Raw genomic sequence first — 18,090 nt, forward strand, 5'->3', positions numbered from 1 at the left:
GACGGTGGGAGGGCGTCAGGGATCCGGCATCCGCTGCGGCACCGCCGGTTCCACCACCAGCGGCGGCACCGTGCGCAGCACCAGCCCGATCACCAGCGCCGCCACGCCGAGCACCAGGCAGAACGCGGTCACCCCCGGCCAGCCGGCATGCGTCCATGCGAAGCCGCCGGCCGACCCCAGCACGCTCGACCCCATGTAGTAGAAGAACAGGTAGAACGCGGCCGCCTGCCCGCGCGCACCTTGCGCGCGGCGGCCGACCCACGCGCTGGCGATCGAATGCGCACCGAAAAAGCCGATCGTCACCACCGCGATCCCCGCGATCACCAGCGCCAGCGGAGTCATCGCGGTCAGCGCGACGCCAATGATCAGCAGCACCACCGGGATCCAGAAGATCGTCCGCCGCCCGCGCCGCCCGGCGAGCGTGCCGAACTTCGCCGAGCTGACCGATCCCAGCACATAGAGCAGGAATACCGCCCCGACCGCCGCCTGGCTGAGGCCGTACGGCGCGCGCATCAACCGGAAGCCGGCATAATTGTAGATCGTCACGAACACGCCCATCAGCAGGAACGCCTCGAGATACAGCAATGGCATCGCGCGGTCGGTAAACAGCGATGCGGCGCTGCGCAGCAACGCTCCCGGCCGCCCCACGCTCGGCGTGAAATTGCGCGAGGGCGGCGCGAGCCGCCGGAACGCCTCCGCCATCGCGAGCCCGGCGATCCCCACCGCCGCGAGCGCCCAGCGCCAGCCTTCGAGATCGGCGACGACGCTGACGACCAGCCGCCCGGCCATCCCGCCAAGCGCACTGCCGGCGATGTACAGTCCCATCGCCGCGCCGACCGCGCCCGCATCGACCTCCTCCGCGACATAGGCCATTGCCACCGCGGGCACGCCCGCCAGCGCGACGCCGGTCAGGAAACGCAGCACGAGCAACCCGCTCCACCCCGGCACGACCGCCGCCGCCACGGTCAGCGCGCCCGCCGCGAACATCGCCGCGATCATCAGCGGCCGCCGGCCGACGCGGTCCGACACGAACCCCGCGAACAGGATCCCGATCGCCAACGGCCCGGTCGCGAGCGAGACCGCCAGCGAGGCGGCCTCCGCGGTCAGGCCATATTGCGCGGCGAACAGCGGCAGCAACGGCTGCACCGAATAGAGCAGCGAGAAGGTCGAAAAGCCTGCGAACAGCATCGCCAGCGTCAGCCGGCGGTACGCGGGAGTACCCAGCGCAATCGGCGTCTCAGAAGCCACTCAGGAAACTCGCGACGTTGTGCCCCAGCGCGTCGACCGCATAGCCGCCCTCCATGACGATGACGCTCGGCCAGCCACGGGCCGCGATATCGGCGGCGAGCACGGCATAGTCGGGCGTCGTCAGCGCGAAATGCGAGATCGGGTCGCCCTCCCACGTATCCGCGCCGAAGCTGACGACCAGCAGGCCCGGATCGAAGGCGGCGATCGCGTCGAGCGCGGTGCTCTGCGCGGCGCGAAAGGCCTCGATCCGCGTGCCGTGCGGCAAGGGCAGGTTGAGCGTCGTGCCGAGCCCTTCGCCCTCGCCGGTCTCGTCGGCATGGCCCCAGTAGAAGGGATAGTCGGTCGTCGGATCGGCGTGGACCGAGGCGTAGAACACGTCGCCCCTGCGCGCGAAGATGTCCTGCGTGCCGTTGCCGTGATGATAATCGATGTCGAGGATCGCGACGCGCGCGACCCCGGCGTCGCGCGCAGCCTGCGCGGCGATCGCTGCGGTGTTGAGATGGCAGTATCCGCCGCAATAATCGGCACCCGCATGATGGCCGGGCGGGCGGCACAGCGCGAACGCGGCGCGCTCGCCGTCGAGCACCGCGTGCGTCGCGGCGAGCGCGGACTGCGCGCTGCCGTACGAGGCGGCCCAGGCCTCGGGGGTGATCGGCGTGGTGGCATCGAAGCTGTGTGCGCCGATCAGCGCGTCGATCCGCGTGAGATCGAGCGGACGGCGGCCGCGAACCGGGAACGCATAGGGGATCGCATCGCCCTCGCGCCCTGCGTCGCGCCACAGCCGCGCGGCTTCCTTCAGGAACGCGGCATAAGCGGGCGTATGCACCGCCAGGATGGGTGCCTCGCCGCGATCGTCCGGCGCCGCGACCGGGCCGATCGCGCGCAGGATCGCATCGACGCGCGCGGGCGTCTCCGCATAGGCGGTGAACGCGCCGTTGTGCAGTTCACGCGCTGGCGCATGGGTCCGCTGGGCGTCGTCGAAGAACAGCCGCATGTTTGCTCCTTGGTGCGCGGTCACGAGGGAAGAACCAACCGATCGCGCTGTGGGTCCTACCGGGTCCCGCGCGTTCCACCAATTCGACGGCCTAGAACAGCGCCAGCTGCCGATCGTCCACGCCGTTCAGGAGCCAGCGACCGATCACGTCGTGCCGCATCTGGCCGACCCGGCTGTGGACGAGCACGAACGCGTCCGCGGTCCAGCCGATCGGCGCAATGTCGTGCGTGAACGGCGCGCCGTCGCGGTAGCCGAGCGTCATCCGCGGACTGAACCGATGGCCTGCGCGCGCCGACAGCCCCGCCGCCTCGCGCGCCACCGCGATCCGCTGCCGCAGTGCGTCGAGCGAGGCGTTCGGGCGGCGCGAACACAGCGCGACGGATCGCTCTGTCCCGACCGCGATATCGAACTGGAGCGCGAACGGCGCGGCCTCGACCGCATCGCCGATCGCCTTCAGATCGCGCTCGAGCGCGGTCGACACGCGGTCATGGTCGTCGAGGATATCGATCACGACGTGCAGATGGTCGGGGCGCCGCTTCTGCCCCCCGGTCTCGAACCACGACGCCGCCTCGGTGATCTGGCGCGCGAGCGGTAGTGGCGGGCGGATCGCGAAGAACAGGCTGTGACGGCCGATCGGTCGATGAAACATGGCCACTTTTCGGGTCGGGTTGTCGAGGCCGGATGCGAGATGCCTCATAGAACTACCACCCCGGCGGAGGCCGGGGCCCAGTTGGAAAGGTGGCAGTAACGACACGCTGCACGCCGTTATGCAGGTCCCCCAACTGGGCCCCGGCCTCCGCCGGGGTGGATATCTTGTGCGAGGTACGCCCTTACCGCGCCAAGGCCTCCGCGATCAGTTTCCGCGAGTTCGCCACGCCGTACAGCGCGATGAAGCTGCCCATCCGCGGCCCCTGCTCGGAGCCGAGCAGCGTCTCGTACAGCGCCTTGAACCAGTCGCGCAGGTTTTCGAACCCGCCGGTCTTGCCGATCTCGTAGACGATGTTCTGGATATCCTCGGCACTCGCCTCGGCCGGCAGCGCGGCGAGTTCGGCGTCGAGCCGCTCGAGTGCCGCGACCTCGTGCGCCACGGGCGCGCGGCGCTTGAGCGTCGGCGCGACGAAATCGCGGCCATAGGCCAGCGCGTGATCGATCAGCTTGTCGAGCTCGGGATAGCTCTTCGCCGACGCATCGGGGACGTAGTTCGCGAGATACCCCCAGACCTGCGCCTTGCTCGCATCGCCCATCACGCCGACGAGGTTGAGCAGCAGCCCGAACGTCACCGGCAGCTCGCCCTCGGGGAGCTTGCCGTCATGGATGTGGTGGACCGGATTGCCGAGCTTCTGCTTCAGGTCTTGGGACCCATAATTGCCGCGGAACTGCCAATATTCGTCCACCGCGCGCGGGATCACGCCCATGTGCAGCGACTTGGCCTTTTTCGGCTCGCGATACGCGTAGAAGGCGAGGCTCTCCTGCGGGCCATAGGTCAGCCACTGGTCGAGGCTGAGGCCATTGCCCTTGGACTTCGAGATCTTCTCGCCATTCTCGTCGAGGAACATCTCGTAGTTGAAGCCCTCGGGCGGGCGACCGCCGAGCATGCGCGCGATCTTCGACGACTGCGTCACCGAATCGATCAGGTCCTTGCCCGCCATCTCGTAATCGACGCCGAGCGCGACCCAGCGCATCGCCCAGTCGACCTTCCACTGGAGCTTGGCCTTGCCTCCGAGCACCGACTGCTCGATCCGCTGGCCCTCATCGTCGAACGCGATCAGCCCGGCCTCGGCATCGATCACCTCGATCGGCACCTGCAGCACGATGCCGCTGGTTGGCGAGATCGGCAGCACCGGCGAATAGGTCGCGCGGCGCTCGGCGCGCAGCGTCGGCAGCATCACGTCCTGGATGCCCTGGAAATGCCGCAGCACGCCCTTCAGCGCCTCGTCGAAACGGCCGCTGGTGTAATAGTCGGTCGACGACGCGAATTCATAGTCGAAGCCGTAGCGGTCGAGAAATTCGCGCAAAATCGCGTTGTTATGCGCGGCGAAGCTCGAATGCGTGCCGAACGGATCGGGGATCTGCGTCAGCGGCTTGCCGAGATGCTCGCGCAGCATGTCGCCGTTGGGGACGTTGTCGGGCACCTTACGCAGCCCGTCCATGTCGTCCGAGAACGCGATCAGCCGGGTCGGCGTGTCGCTCAACGCGTGAAAGGCGTTGCGCACCATCGTCGTGCGCAACACCTCGTTGAACGTGCCGATATGCGGCAGCCCCGACGGTCCATAGCCCGTCTCGAACAGCACCGGCGCGCCCGATTTGCCGTTTGGATACCGCTTAAGAAGTTTGCGCGCCTCCTCATACGGCCAAGCTTTGGACTCGAGGGCGGCGGTGCGGATGTCGTCGATCATGATGCATCGCGACTAGCGCGTGCGTTCGTGTCCGTCACCCCCACCGCCGCATACGTCAATCAGCGGCAGCGGTCCTTCGCGGTGATCGTCCGATCGACCGCGCGGCCGCCCAGCGCACCCGCTGCACCACCCGCCAGCGTGCCGAGCAACCCGCCGCCGACCGCATTGCCGAGCACCGCGCCACCGACGCCGCCCGCGACCAGACCCGTCGTGCCGCTCGAATGGCGGCAGCGCTTCGCCCGGTAGCGGCGGTCATGCCCGCGATATTCGCGCTTCGAGCGCGCTTCGGCCTTGTCCGTGGGGATCACGGCGGCAGCCGGAATGGCAAGCGAGAGCGCGCTCAGCGCCATGAGAAACTTCCGCATGATGATCGTCCTGTGAAGATAAGGTGTTGGTATCGATCGATGCGCAACGCATGTGCACCGTACCGGTTGCGCAACGGCCGCCCCCAAAAAAGATCCTCCCCCGCCAGGGGGAGGTGGCGCCGCAGGCGTCGGAGGGGGAGGACACCGCACGCCGGTTTTCGCCTGCCTCCCCCTCCGTCAGGCTACGCCTGCCACCTCCCCCTGGCGGGGGACGATCGCTAAGTCCTGTTTGCAGCCTCCCGGCCTTACAAAAGGTTGCCCTTTCGTTCCTCTTGGCACAAGGTCGCGCGGTGCTTCCCTATCCCGCCCTCCACGCCAGCCACGCCGGCATCTGGATCGCGAATGCAGACGGCGCGCGCCCGATCGGGCGGGGCGAGGCGATCCGGATCGCCGCCGATACGCCCGTCATCATGCTCAACGCGCCGCTGATCGGGCAGCGTCTCGGCTATCCCGACCTGTCGGGGCTCGATTTGCTCGAACTCTACGCCTTCCTGCGCCCTTCGCAGTTCGCGGTCCCGACGCCTAAGGGCATCGCGCGTGTCACCGGTCTGGACGTGCCCACCGAGGATGCCGAGGTGGCGTCGTTCCTGCTGCGTGCGGCCGAGGCGATGCTGGCGCTGACCGACGGCGACTGGCCCGAGCGCGAAGGCGCGTGGACCTCGGCGCAATCGCTGTTCCGCCTGCGCTGGCCTTGGGCGCCGGTCGTCGCCGAGCGGCTGAAGAAGCCGTCGGTCAACGAACGCTGGCTGTTCTCGGTTCTGCCCGAACGGGAGGAGCATGCGCCGCGCCCCGCACCGCGCACCGTCACGATCGAGCCCGGCGATGCCGAAGCGCGGCTCGTCGATCTTACCGGGCACGGCGCGGAGGAACGCCCCGGCCAGCGCGCCTATGCCGGTGCCGCGACCGCCGCCTTTGCGCCGCGCGCGATGCGCGACACGCCCAACCTCGTCCTCGCCGAGGCGGGCACCGGGATCGGCAAGACGCTCGGCTATCTCGCGCCCGCCTCGCTCTGGGCGGAGAAGGCGGGCGGCGCGGTGTGGATTTCGACCTACACCAAGACGCTGCAACGCCAGCTGGGGCAGGAAACAGCGCGACTTTATCCCGACGCCGCGATCCGTAAGGCCAAGGTCGTCACGCGCAAGGGCCGCGAGAATTATCTCTGCCTGCTCAATCTCGAGGACGCGCTGCAGGGCGGGTTCGCGGGCCGCGCGGCGATCCTGGCGCACCTCGTCGCACGTTGGGCCGCGTATAGCGCGGACGGCGACATGGTCGGCGGCGATCTGCCCGGCTGGCTGCCCACTTTGTTCCGCCGCAACGGCTCGACCGCGCTGACCGACCGGCGCGGCGAATGCGTCTATGCCGGCTGCCCGCACTACCGCAAATGCTTCATTGAACGCGCCGCACGCGCCTCGTCCGACGCCGACATCGTCATCGCCAACCACGCGCTGGTGATGGTCAACGCCGCGCGCGGCCGCGAACTCGCGACCCGGCCGACACGCTATGTGTTCGACGAGGGCCACCACATCTTCGACGCCGCCGATTCGATGTTCGCGACCGCGCTGACCGGTGCGGAGACGATCGAACTGCGCCGCTGGATCCTCGGCCCCGAATCGGGCGGGCGTGGCCGGCGCCGCGGCCTCGCCGCGCGGCTGTCCGACCTCGCCAGCTATGACGAACAGGGCGCGCGGGCGATCAGCGACGCGGTGACCGCGGCGGGGGCGCTGGCGAGCGACGGCTGGCTGCAGCGCCTTGGCGAAGGCGCGCCGTTCGGACCGATCGAGACGCTGCTCGCCGCCGTCCGCGGACTCACCTACGCGCGGGCAGAACAACCCGGTGACGCGGGCTATGGGCTAGAGACCGAACTTGCCGAACCCGATGCGACGCTGATCGAGGCCGCCGCGCCCGCCGCCGCCGCGCTCGACGCGCTCGTCCGTCCGCTCGTCACGCTTGGCCGTCGTCTCGAAGCGGTGCTCGCCGAAGCGCCCGACTGGATGGACGGCCCCGCCCGCGCGCGCGTCGAGGGCGCGATCGCCTCGATCGGCTGGCGCGCGGAGACGGTCGCGGCGTGGCTGTCGCTGCTCGCGCGGGTCGGCGGACCGGTCGATGGCGATTTCGTCGACTGGCTCGCGGTCGACCGGATCGAGGGCCGCGAATTCGACATCGGCCTCCACCGCCACTGGCTCGACCCGACGCGGCCGTTCGCCGAGATCGTGCTGAAGCCCGCACACGGCGCGCTCGTCACCTCGGCGACGCTTACCGGCGGCGGCGACTGGGAGGTGGCCGAAGCGCGCAGCGGCGCGCCGCACCTGCTGCGCCCGGCCGCGCGGTTCGAGGCGAAAAGCCCGTTCGACTATACCCGGCAAGCCGAAGTCCTCATCGTCACCGACGTGAAGCGCGGCGATATCGGCGCGCTCGCCAACGCCTATGCGCAGCTGATCGTCGCCAGCCGCGGGGGGACGCTCGGGCTGTTCACCGCGATCCGGCGGCTACGCGGCGTGCACGGCCGGATCGCCGATCGCCTCGCGCGCGAAGGCCTGCCGCTCCACGCGCAGCACGTCGATCCGATCGATACCGGCACGCTGGTCGACATCTTCCGCGACGATCCGGGCGCCTCGCTGCTCGGCACCGATGCGCTGCGCGACGGCGTCGACGTCCCCGGCGAATCGCTGCGGCTCGTGGTGATGGAGGGCGTGCCCTGGGCGAAACCGTCGGTGCTCCACGCCGCGCGGCGGCTTGCGGGCGGCGGCTCGGCCTATGATGACCGGCTCGTCCGCGCGCGGCTCGCGCAGGCGTTCGGCCGGCTGATCCGCCGCGCCGACGATTCGGGCGTGTTCGTGATGCTGTCGGCGGCGATGCCCTCGCGCCTGCTCGCCGCGTTCCCGCCGGGCGTGCCGATCGCGCGCGTGACGCTCGAGGAAGCGGTGGCCCGAGTGGCGAGCCGGCTTTCCTCAAGGGCTCCGGTAGGGCATGAAAGCCGCGAACCGGCTTGAGGATTGCCATGAAGACGCTGACGCTGTTGCGCCACGCCAAATCCGGCTGGGACGATCCGGTCGCCCGCGATTTCGATCGCCCGCTCAACGCCAAGGGCAAGCGTGCCGCGGCGATGGTCGGCCGCCACATGCGGACGCTGGGACTGACGTTCGACCACGCGATCGCGTCGCCCGCGGTGCGCGTGTCGGAGACGCTGGCGCAGATCGAATCGGGCTATGGCCGGACGATCGCACCGGTCCTGGACCGCCGCGTGTATCTTGCGTCGGCGGCGACGTTGCTCGACGTGGTGCACGGCTTTCCGGCCGACGCCGAGCGCGCGCTGCTGGTCGGGCATAATCCGGGGCTCGAAGACCTCGTCCTGCTACTGGTTGCCGACGCGGCGGATCCGTTACGCGATGCGGTCGAGGACAAATACCCGACCGCCAGCATTGCCGAGCTTCAGTTCGAGGCCGGTAGCTGGGAAGACATTGCGTCTGGCAGCGCGCGCCTGACGCGCTTCATCCGCCCGCGCGATCTCGATCCGACGCTCGGTCCCGACGCCGACTGACGCGGCGCCACGCTGGCGGCCGGTCTATTTGCCCTGCGCACGCCAGCGTTGGATCGTCCGGGCGATGATCTGGTCTTCATGGCCGACGTCGCGCCACAGTGCCGAGAACATCGGATCGCCCGAGGCCGGGCGCTTCGATTCGTCGAGACCGTCGAAGCTCACGCGGATCGGGATCGTCACGCCTTCGCCGCAGATGATGCATTCACGATTGCGCAGTGCCGGGATCGAATCAAGGAAACCGCGGGCGCCTTCGGGCATCGCCGCGCGGACGAACGCCTGATCGCGGTCGTTGTTGAGGCGCATCGCGATGATCGTGCCGCACTGCGACAGCACCCCTTCCGCCAAATCCGACGGACGCTGCGTGATCAGGCCCAGAGACACGCCGTATTTGCGCCCTTCCTTGGCTATCCGCCCAAGGATTCGGCCGACCGAGCTGGTCGTTTCCCGACCCGCGGGAATGTAGCGATGCGCCTCTTCGCAGACCAGCAGGATCGGCCGTTGCGGCTCGTTGCGCGACCAGATCGCGAAATCGAACGTCATCCGGGCAAGCACGGCGACCACCACCGAGGTGATCTCCGACGGTACGCCCGAGACGTCGATGATCGAGATCGGCTTGCCGTCGCCGGGCAGGCGGAAGATGCGCGCGAGGAAATTCGCCATCGTGTCCGCCACGAGCATGCCCGAGAACATGAAGCCATAGCGCGGATCGGCCTTGATCTCGTCGATTTTGGTTTTCAGGCGGAGATAGGGCGCAATGTCGCCGGCGCGATCCATCTTGCCCATCTCTGCACTGATGATCGTCGTCAGGTCGCTGAGCAGGTACGGGATCGGCGCGTCGACGGTGAGCTTCGGAATTTCCTGGCCGAGGCGACTCTTGGCCTTGGCGGCGAGCAGGCATTTGGCGAGGATATCCGAGTCGAACTGGCGTGCGGCGCCGCTGGTGGTGAGGAACACCTCGCAATGTTCCTCGAAATTCATCAGCCAGTACGGCATCTGCAGGTTCGAGACGTCGTATAGCGCACCATTGGACTTGAACGCCGCGGCATATTCGCCGTGCGGGTCGATCATCACGATATGACCCTGCGGTGCAAGGTCGCAGATCCGGTGGAGGATCAGCGCGGCGCTGGTCGACTTGCCGGTGCCGGTCGACCCGACGAGCGCGAAATGCTTGCCGAGCATCGCATCGACGTAGAGCGCGGCGCGGATGTCCTCCGTGGGATAGACCGTGCCTATTGTGATGTTCGCGCGGTCCTCGGCGGCATAGATTTGTTGCAGATCCGGGGTGGTGATCGCGAACACTTCGCACCCCGGCATCGGATAGCGCGTCACGCCGCGGCGGAACCGGTGGAGCTTGCCGGTCAGTCGTTCCTCATCGCCTTCGCCGAGAAAGTCGATCTCGGCGGCGATGCAGGTGCCGGCATTGTCCTCGAGCTTCAGCGAACGGATATTGGCGACCAGCCATGATCCGCCGACGCGCATCTTGACCTGGCTGCCGACCTGACCCGCCGCGCCGACGACCGGATCGGGATCGTCGCACAGCGCGCCGATCGACGCGCGGTCGATCAGCACGCGGCTGCTCGAGCCGGCGATCGCAAACACCACGCCGATCGGTGCGAGCGGCGCACGGTATGCGGGCGCACCGCCCGTCAGCGGTGTCGCGCGCAGGAACGAGTCTGGTCCCGGCATATCGCTCATTCTGGCACTATCCCCAGTCACTACGGTCCCAGTCATTACCAACCGTCTGGCAGCAAAGGCGTAAATATCCGGTGACTGCGGCGTTAACGCTTTGTCTGGCGCAAGGACTAGACGCGGCGCGCGATCCAGCCGGCCGCCCAGCCAAGAAATACCGACAGCGCGACGGCGACCAGCCCATAGACGACCGATGACCGGTCGGCGGCACGAGCGACGAAGCGTTCGAAGCCGGATTTGCGGATGTCGATGTCGCGTACCGCCGCCGCCAGTACGCGGCCATCGCGGATGAGGAAGGTCTCTGCGGTGAAGCGTCCGACCGGCACGCGCGCCGGGATCGAGACCCGCGCCCGGTAGAGGACGTCATCGGTGATCTCCACCGCACGCGGCGCCTCGTAATATAATCCGGCGCGACGCTTGAGGTCGACAAGACCCTTTTGGAAGCGGTCCTGCGTGTCGGCGGGCGCGCTCGACGCGGGCGACAATTGCAGGCTGTCGAGCCCGAGTTCGTAGATCGCCCGCGTTCGGTCATCGACGAGGCGGTCGATCGGCTTCGATGAGGCGATCGCGTAGAAGCTGGGAGCGGACCGGTACCGCAGCCGCGCGGCGTTGACCCAGATCCCGGCAACCTTTTCCTTTTCGCGCATCAGGATCGATTGGGTGGGACCTTTCACGACGACGACGATGTCGGTGGGTTGCTCGTCGGTAGGCAGGCGACCGCCGGGATAGAGGATCGCGCCGAACAGGAGCAGTTCGGCACCGGTAAAGCTGTAGGCGATCTCGATATTGCGCTGCGACACGTCGGGGACGAGCACGGGCTTGGCCTGCGCCATCAGCAACGGGGCCAGCAGGACGATCGAGGCCTTCACGGTCCGGGCGCTCACGATCCCGACCTTCACGACAACGCGACCGAGAAGATTTCCTCGGGCCGCCAGACCAGCCCGAGCAGGATGCGTGCGCCGACCAGCAGCACCATCACCGCCAGCGCAAGGCGAAGATATTCAGGACGGAACTTGGTCGCGAAGCGCGCGCCGATCTGCGCGCCGACCACCGAGCCGAGCAGAAGCAGACCGGCGAGAACGATGTCGACCGCCTTGGTCGTCGTCGCGTGGACCATCGTTGCGACCGCGGTCACGAACAGCGTCTGGAACAAGGACGTGCCGACCACCACCGAGGTCGCCATGCCGAGCAGGTAGATCATCGCGGGGACGAGGATGAAGCCGCCGCCGATGCCGAGCAGGATCGTCAGGATGCCGGTGAAGAAGCCGAGCAGCAGCGGCGCGAGCGGCGAGATATAGAGCCCCGACGCGTAGAAGCGCGTCCGCAGCGGGAGCGCGGCGACGAGCGGGTGATGGCGGCGCTTGCGCGCCTTGGGCGGGCGCCCGGTGCGCGCGCGACCGATCGTGCCGATTGATTCCTTGGCCATCATGCCGCCGATCGAGCCAAGCATGACGACATAGACGATCGCGATCACCGTATCGATCTGGCCGCTCTGCTGGAGCAGACGGAACAGCCAGGCGCCGAAGAACGAGCCGAGGATGCCGCCCGCGACGAGCACCCCGCCCATCTTGGTATCGACCCCCTTGCGCCGGAAATGCGCGAACACGCCCGAGACACTGGCGCCGGTCACCTGGCTCGCCGACGAGGCCGCGGCGACGGTCGGCGGGATGCCGTAGACGATCAGCAGCGGCGTCGTCAGGAAGCCGCCGCCGACCCCGAACATCCCCGACAACAGCCCGACGCCGCCGCCGAGCAAAATGATGACGAGCGCATTGACCGACAGGTTGGCGACGGGGAGATACAGATCCACGCGGGCAGCGTTACACCGGATTGCGCGCGCGGGGCTAGGCTCGACTCGGCACCGATCGGATGAAGCCTCAGAAGTCGCTGCCGATCGATAGCGCCGGTCCCGACCCCGGACGCGCGTCGCCCGCGAGCCGCTCGCGCCAGTCGAGCGTCAGGCGAAGCGATGTGCGCGCGATCGGCAGCGTCGCGACGACCGATGGTCCGATATCGAACCGCGCCGCCGCACGCTGCGCACTGCCCCAAGCCCCGATCCCGATATCGATACGCGCGTCACCGATCTTGCCGACGCGATGCGTGACGCGGGCCGATGCGTCGACGAATCCCTCGACGCCCGCGCGCGCGATCACGCCGCCCTGACCATATGCCTCGATCCGGATGCCCGGCGCGATGTCGGCCGGGCCATAGCCGGCGATCACGCCGACCGTCGGCCCGCCGCGACCGCCGTCGAGGACAAGGCGCTGTTCGGCGACCACGCGGATCGGCAGCTTCAGGGGTTGCCATTCGACGCCGAGCGCGACCTCGCGGCCACGCCCCTTGAGCGGGGCGGCGATACGCGCGGCAAGCGCGACGCGGCGGTGTCGGCCCAGCGCGTAGGTGAACCGCATGCCGCCCTGCGACGCGCCAAGCTGGCCACCCGATACGGTGCCCGCCGGGCCGCCGCGGACGAGCAGCCACGCACTGCCGGTCAGCCGGCTCGTTCCCCGCAGCGGGGCTGGTGGTGCGCGGGGCGATGGGATCAGATCGATCCGGCGATCCGGTGCGACACGCGCAGCTAGAATCATGACGCTGGCCTCGGGCGGCCGTTCTAGGCGACGGGGCGGCTGCGGCTGCGGCTGCGGCTGCGGGTGCGGCGACGGGATCACCAGCCGCGGGCTGGTGCGAGCATGCCCGGAGGATGGAGCGGCGTGACGTTGCGCAAGACCGGTGGCAGCGACATCGGGGACGAGAGCCGCGATCAACCGCGGAATGACGTCTGCGGCAGGCACCGCCCGGATTTCGGGTAGCAGCACTGCGATCCGGATCACTACCCATCCCCCAAGCGCCAGCGCAAGAAAACGGAGGGGGCGCCCGCCCGTCATCCTGCGCGAGCGGTGACGACGTCCGGATCATGCGGATTCCCTGCTGCGAAGACCGTAGGGCCCGGCGGTGCGGGGACCGCCAGCAGGTCGGGAAATTCATGACGGGTCTTGTCCCATACCGGCGTGGCACCACGCAGCATGCCGATATAGCGCAGCACCGCGCGCGGGGCGGCGACCAGCGACACGAGATTGCCGACGAAGAAGCGTGGCAATGCCCAGACCGCCTCGTGCAGGCCATAGCTTCGCCCCGTGAAGAGCATCCGGATCGCCAGCCGCCAGACCAGCAACGCGGTGTTGGCGATCAACAGCCCCGTCGCCAGCGGATTGGCGCGGTCGGTGTAGGGCATGGCGTCGCCCCACACCCCGTGGAGCATCAGCGATACGCCCCAGACCGGTATGGCGAGATAGGCGACCGCAAGGATCAAGACCCCGAGCGGTGCGCGGCGATCGCGCATCCGCATCCAGTGGTCGGCCAGGGCATAGGGGCGCGCCCAGCCGGTCCGATCCCAGCCGGCCAGCGCGATACCCGTCATCCAGCGGGTCTTCTGGCGGATCGATTCGGCCATCGTTCCGGGAAAATACGCACGGACCGTGACGACCGTGCCGGCACCGTCGACCGCGACCCGCGCAAAGATACCGCGCGCGCCGATTTCGGCCAGGCGAAGGCCGAGTTCATAGTCCTCGGTCAGGCTGGTCGAATCGAACGGATCGCCGCCGCGATCCTGCGCGATCTTCGCCAGCATCGCCGGGTCGATCGCGCAACCGGTCCCGGCAAGCGGCATCGCGGCGCCAAGCGCGGTCCTGACGATGATCTGCTTGGCGTGCGACTCGGCGAATTCGTCGGCGTAATGCCCGGAGACCAGTCTAGCGCCGCTATTGACCAGCGGCAGGACGGGCAGTTGCACCACCTCATACCGGTCGATCAGGCTGTCGAAGACGCGCAGCTCGTGGGCATGCACCACATCCTCGGCGTCGTGCAGCACGATCGCCTTGCTGGCCCGGCCGTCACGCGCATCGTCACGGCACAGCGCGTGCCACAGCGTGTTGAGGCAGTCGGCCTTGGTGGTCGGCCCGTTGCGCGCCCCGATGACGAGGCGGACCCGCGGATCGCGTTCGGCCACGCGCGCCGCCGCGTCGATCGTGCCGCGATCATTGGGATACAGGCCGACATAGATCCGGTAATCGTCATGGTCGTAGCGATCGAGCGCGGCCGATAGCATCGCACCGATCACCGCGACCTCGTCCCACGCCGCGACGAATACCGCGATCGGGCCGGAGCGACGGGGCGGCGGCAACGTCGCCAGGCTTAGCGGCGGCTGACGACCCCGCCGGATCCGGTGCGCGATGAAGATGAGGTCGACCAGCAGATCGTCGAGGCCGCCGAGAAACAGTCCGACGCCCGCAAACAGCAAGGTTTCCCGTGCGACACCGTCGACAATCCATAACGACTCGACCATGCCCACCCCCGATCGGAAGGGTACACGGGCATGAATCCGTTTCGGATTCAGTCAGATCCGAAACGGATGTTTGCGACGACGGTCACCGCGGCCGCGTTAGTCTTCAAACGGCCGCGCGACCGCTTATCCGTGACGCGTACCGATCCCGGTTACGGGCGATCGCGGCCGCCGCCGCCGGTGTTGCTGCCACCGCCGCTGCCGCCACCCGCCGCGCCGACGGTACCGATGTTGCCGAACAGATCCTGGAAGAACCCACGCTCGCGCCCCAGCGTCGGCGTCGTCTTGCCGTACGGCTTGACCGACGCGACCTGATCGAGCCCGCCGCGACGGATCGCGGTCACGGTGCCCTTCTGGTCGAAGCTGATCTGCACCGTGATCTGTGCGTTCGGGCGCGGATTGCGGAACGCCAGGTTGCGGCTGTCGCGCGCCAGATAATACCAGTCGCCCTGATCAAACTGTCCCGCGAGCGTCGGCTTGCCGAGCGTCTGGAGCACCGACTGGCGATTGTCGACGCCAGGCTGGACCGAGTTGACGAGGTCGGTGTCGACGACATAGCCCTGATGCGAGCGAAGCTGGGTGCAGCCCGCGCTCGCCGACGCGACGAGGCCGAGGGCCGCGATCTGGACGATACGGGTGGAAACGACGCTCATAGACTCTCCCGGGGCATACTCTGCCGAGACTGGGTAACGCGGAACACCGGCGAACGCATTTGCATCGGCCGCCGATCGCCTCGATATGCGAGGTTGCGCGGGCAAACAAGCCGAAGCGCGGTTACGATCTTAAGGACGGGCGATTGAGCTGGTTGGGAAGACTGCTCGGCGAGAAGCCGGACGAAGCGTTGCCGTTATACACCGCGGTCGTGCGCCGGGCGCGCGCGGAACATTGGTATCTGGACGGGGCTGTGCCCGACACGGTCGATGGCCGGTTCGACATGATCGCCACCTTGCTCGCCATCGTGATGCTGCGGCTCGAGGCGGATCCGGCCGGCGGCGATCCCGCGGCGCGGCTCGCGGAGCGCTTCGTCGACGACATGGACGGGCAATTGCGCGAGATCGGAATCGGCGACATCATCGTCGGCAAGCATATCGGCAAGATGATGAGCATGCTCGGCGGTCGGCTCGGCGCGTATCGCGACGGTTTGGCAGCGGGGGATATCGGCCCGGCGCTGGTCCGCAACCTGTACCGCGGTACCGCGCCGGACGAGGCTGCGCTCGCGCATGTGCGCGACTCGGTCATGGCCTTCAACGGCGCGCTGGCCGCCACGCCGATGCCCTATCTGCTCGCAGGAGACCTACCGTGAAGACCGAATTCAGCCGCCCCGAACGCCTTGATACGATCGGCGAGCGCGAGCGGATCGTCGAGATCGTCGCCAACGCGGATGAGCGCGCGGCGTTGGCGACGCGCTTCGCGCTGCTCTCGATAACGCGACTCGAAGCGCGGCTGGGGATCAAGCGCACCGAAGGCGGGATCGTCGTGAAGGGGCGCGTGACGGGGGCAGCGGTGCAGGCGTGCTCGGTCACCGACGAGCCGCTCGATACGCATATCGACGAACCCGTCGCGTTGCTGTTCGTCGAGCAACTGGTGGCGGAGGGCGACGAGGTCGAGCTGTCCGACGACGCGCTCGACACGGTGGCGATCGAAGGTGGCGCGATCGATCTGGGCGAGGCGACGGCGGATACGCTGGCGCTGGCGATCGATCCGTTCCCGCGCGGACCCAATGCGGCGGCGGCACTCGCTGCGGCGGGGGTGATCAGCGAGGACGAGTTCCGCCCCGCCAACGCGTTCGCGGATTTGAAGGCGAAGTTGGCGGGCAAGGCGTAAGCGGGTCCGCATCCCGCGTGGCGGCGGGAAAGCGATCGATCGCCTCAGCCGCCCGTCCGCACCGCCAGCAGCGTCGCCACCCTTGCGCGGAACGCGCGCAGGCTCGCGCCGGACAGTTGCGCGACGCTGGCGAACGACACGCTGCGCGGATTGATCGCCGCGCCGTTCTTCCACACTTCCCAGTGGAGATGCGGGCCGGTCGACATCCCGGTCGAGCCGACATAGCCGATCACCTGCCCCTGGCGGACACGCGTGCCCGACGCGACCGCGATCCGGCTCATATGACCATAGCCGCTCGCCATCCCGCCGCCATGGATCAGCTTGACGAAATTGCCGTAGCCACCGGTCCGCCCGGCGAACGCGACGATGCCGTTGGTCATCGCGTGGATCGGCGCGCCATAGGGGGCACCGATATCGAGGCCCTTGTGCATCCGCGTGAAGCCGAGCAGCGGATGCATCCGCAATCCGAAACTCGAGGTGATGCGGCCCGAGACGGGCATGCCGGACACCGCACGCCGTTCGGTTTGCCCATTGGCGTCGAACCACCCCGCCCGTGCCGTATCGGTGGCGTCGCGATCGTCCTCCGCCGCGCCGCTCCCGGCGCCATCGGGACCGAAGCGGACGAGTTGGACCTTGCGCCGCCCCTGGTCGATCCCGGCGAACAGCAGGTCGCCGATGCGCGTCTCGCCGGTGGCCGCACGCTGGCGCTCGACGATCAGGTCGAAGCTGTCGGCGGCGCCGATGTCGCGCCCGATCGACAGGCGCGACGCGATCGCTTTGATATAGGATTCGACCGCCTTGGCCGGCACGCCCGCGGCGCGCATCGACCGGTACAGGCTCGACCCGACCAGTCCCTGGATCCGCAGCGGGGTCGTATCGACCGCGATCGGGTTGCGCTGCAGCGCCAGCCCGGTGGCGGTCCGCTTCAGCGCCAGGCCGAGATCGAACCGTGCGCGGAAATCGAGCGCTTCGAGCGGCCGCGCCACGGTGCGGTCGGGACGTCGACCCAGCGTCAGCGCGATCCGCGTCCCCGCGCCGATAGCATCGAGCGGGACGGCCTGCGCGACCAGCGCGGCGGCCGCCTCGGCATCGCCGCGACCGACGCCCGACCGGATCAGCACACGGTCGAGCCGGTCGCCGTCGCCGAGCGTCGCGGACAGGTCGATCGTCGGTCGCTCTGGCGCTTCGGCGAGCGGCGCGACGAGGTCGTTGGCGGCCATCCGTCGTCCGGTCGTCGCGCCGTGTGCGATCGCGGTGATGCCTTGCGCGCGCGCCTCCTCCCATTCCGCCCCGGCGAGCGGCGCGGGGACCGCGCCGACCAAGGGCTTGATGCCGGGCGACAGCGCCCAGGTCACCGCGCACAGCGCGGCACAGGTCGCGAGGCCCCGCCACCAGTCGAGGCTGCCGATCCGCGCGCCAAGATCGGGCACCCAGTCGATCCGGCCGACCCCGACGCGCCCGAGATTAGGCTCACGTCGCGGGTCGGCGATCGACGGGAAGACCCGCGTCGTTCGCGCACGCGCGATCGCGCCGCCGGCCGTTCCGAACTCCTGATCGTCCTGTAGAAACACGTGCTGCCCTGAACCTTTGGAAGGAGACCTGCCGGCCGGTACCGCCGCACAATGCACCCAGAAAGTCCCTCTGCCGTATAATAAGCTAAAGTCGACTTAAGCGACGTCGTCCTGACACCGGATCGC

Annotated in this window: 16 protein-coding genes; 4 read left to right on the forward strand and 12 right to left on the reverse strand. The window is 68.6% G+C overall.

Features of this window, described 5'->3' with window-relative positions; genetic code table 11:
• Nucleotides 1–15: 15 nt before the first annotated feature.
• The 5 genes from ASE88_RS08020 to ASE88_RS08040 all read right to left on the reverse strand — a co-directional run bounded on the left by ASE88_RS08020 (nt 16) and on the right by ASE88_RS08040 (nt 5,003).
• Entirely contained in the window at nt 16–1,248 is a 1,233-nt protein-coding gene (locus ASE88_RS08020) for an MFS transporter (protein WP_056477412.1), read from the reverse strand.
• Entirely contained in the window at nt 1,238–2,242 is a 1,005-nt protein-coding gene (locus ASE88_RS08025; protein ID WP_056477415.1) for a histone deacetylase family protein, read from the reverse strand. Before ASE88_RS08025 ends, ASE88_RS08020 begins: the two co-directional genes overlap by 11 nt.
• A gap of 91 nt (nt 2,243–2,333) precedes the next feature.
• On the reverse strand, nt 2,334–2,891 hold the full coding sequence (locus tag ASE88_RS08030; protein WP_156356981.1) for a 2'-5' RNA ligase family protein: 558 nt from the start codon (nt 2,889–2,891) through the stop codon (nt 2,334–2,336).
• A 181-nt stretch (nt 2,892–3,072) separates the two neighbouring features.
• Complete coding sequence (locus ASE88_RS08035; protein WP_056477418.1) at nt 3,073–4,638, reverse strand: lysine--tRNA ligase; 1,566 nt, start codon at nt 4,636–4,638, stop codon at nt 3,073–3,075.
• Nucleotides 4,639–4,697: 59 nt separating this feature from the next.
• A complete protein-coding gene (locus ASE88_RS08040; protein ID WP_055874731.1) occupies nt 4,698–5,003 on the reverse strand; it encodes a hypothetical protein in 306 nt (101 codons plus the stop codon).
• A 290-nt stretch (nt 5,004–5,293) separates the two neighbouring features.
• Between ASE88_RS08040 and ASE88_RS08045 the strand changes: the two genes are divergently transcribed.
• On the forward strand, nt 5,294–7,993 hold the full coding sequence (locus tag ASE88_RS08045; protein WP_056477421.1) for an ATP-dependent DNA helicase: 2,700 nt from the start codon (nt 5,294–5,296) through the stop codon (nt 7,991–7,993).
• A gap of 8 nt (nt 7,994–8,001) precedes the next feature.
• On the forward strand, nt 8,002–8,541 hold the full coding sequence (locus tag ASE88_RS08050) for a SixA phosphatase family protein (RefSeq protein WP_055874726.1): 540 nt from the start codon (nt 8,002–8,004) through the stop codon (nt 8,539–8,541).
• 24 nt (nt 8,542–8,565) lie between these two features.
• Here ASE88_RS08050 and ASE88_RS08055 read toward each other — a convergent pair whose 3' ends face one another.
• From ASE88_RS08055 to ASE88_RS08080, 6 genes are all read right to left on the reverse strand, one after another.
• A complete protein-coding gene (locus ASE88_RS08055) occupies nt 8,566–10,236 on the reverse strand; it encodes an ATP-binding protein (protein ID WP_055874723.1) in 1,671 nt (556 codons plus the stop codon).
• 107 nt (nt 10,237–10,343) lie between these two features.
• The gene (locus ASE88_RS08060) at nt 10,344–11,063 is read right to left on the reverse strand and encodes a TIGR02186 family protein (protein ID WP_055875449.1); all 720 of its coding nucleotides are present in this window, start codon (nt 11,061–11,063) and stop codon (nt 10,344–10,346) included.
• Nucleotides 11,064–11,125: 62 nt separating this feature from the next.
• Nucleotides 11,126–12,040, reverse strand: a complete 915-nt coding sequence (locus ASE88_RS08065) for a sulfite exporter TauE/SafE family protein (protein ID WP_055874720.1) — start codon at nt 12,038–12,040, stop codon at nt 11,126–11,128.
• Between the two features lie 67 nt (nt 12,041–12,107).
• Nucleotides 12,108–13,061, reverse strand: coding sequence for a hypothetical protein (locus ASE88_RS08070; RefSeq protein ID WP_056477423.1), 954 nt, complete (start codon nt 13,059–13,061; stop codon nt 12,108–12,110).
• Between the two features lie 50 nt (nt 13,062–13,111).
• A complete protein-coding gene (locus ASE88_RS08075) occupies nt 13,112–14,572 on the reverse strand; it encodes a glycosyl transferase family protein (RefSeq protein WP_082463213.1) in 1,461 nt (486 codons plus the stop codon).
• A gap of 149 nt (nt 14,573–14,721) precedes the next feature.
• Nucleotides 14,722–15,222 (reverse strand): outer membrane protein assembly factor BamE, encoded by a 501-nt coding sequence (locus ASE88_RS08080; protein WP_055874713.1) that lies wholly within the window; start codon nt 15,220–15,222, stop codon nt 14,722–14,724.
• Nucleotides 15,223–15,365: 143 nt separating this feature from the next.
• On the opposite strand from ASE88_RS08080, the gene ASE88_RS08085 reads away from it, so the two are divergent.
• Both ASE88_RS08085 and ASE88_RS08090 read left to right on the forward strand, forming a co-directional pair.
• Nucleotides 15,366–15,872, forward strand: coding sequence for a ubiquinol-cytochrome C chaperone family protein (locus ASE88_RS08085; protein WP_235527877.1), 507 nt, complete (start codon nt 15,366–15,368; stop codon nt 15,870–15,872).
• Nucleotides 15,869–16,393: a YceD family protein gene (locus ASE88_RS08090; RefSeq protein WP_056477425.1), complete on the forward strand. Its 525-nt coding sequence runs from the start codon at nt 15,869–15,871 to the stop codon at nt 16,391–16,393. Before ASE88_RS08085 ends, ASE88_RS08090 begins: the two co-directional genes overlap by 4 nt.
• Nucleotides 16,394–16,437: 44 nt before the next feature.
• Here the strand turns inward: ASE88_RS08090 and ASE88_RS08095 are convergent, their stop codons facing one another.
• Entirely contained in the window at nt 16,438–17,964 is a 1,527-nt protein-coding gene (locus ASE88_RS08095; RefSeq protein ID WP_056477427.1) for a M23 family metallopeptidase, read from the reverse strand.
• Nucleotides 17,965–18,090: the final 126 nt, after the last annotated feature.

Origin of the sequence: Sphingomonas sp. Leaf38, from assembly GCF_001421825.1 — a bacterium.
Lineage (GTDB): Bacteria > Pseudomonadota > Alphaproteobacteria > Sphingomonadales > Sphingomonadaceae > Sphingomonas.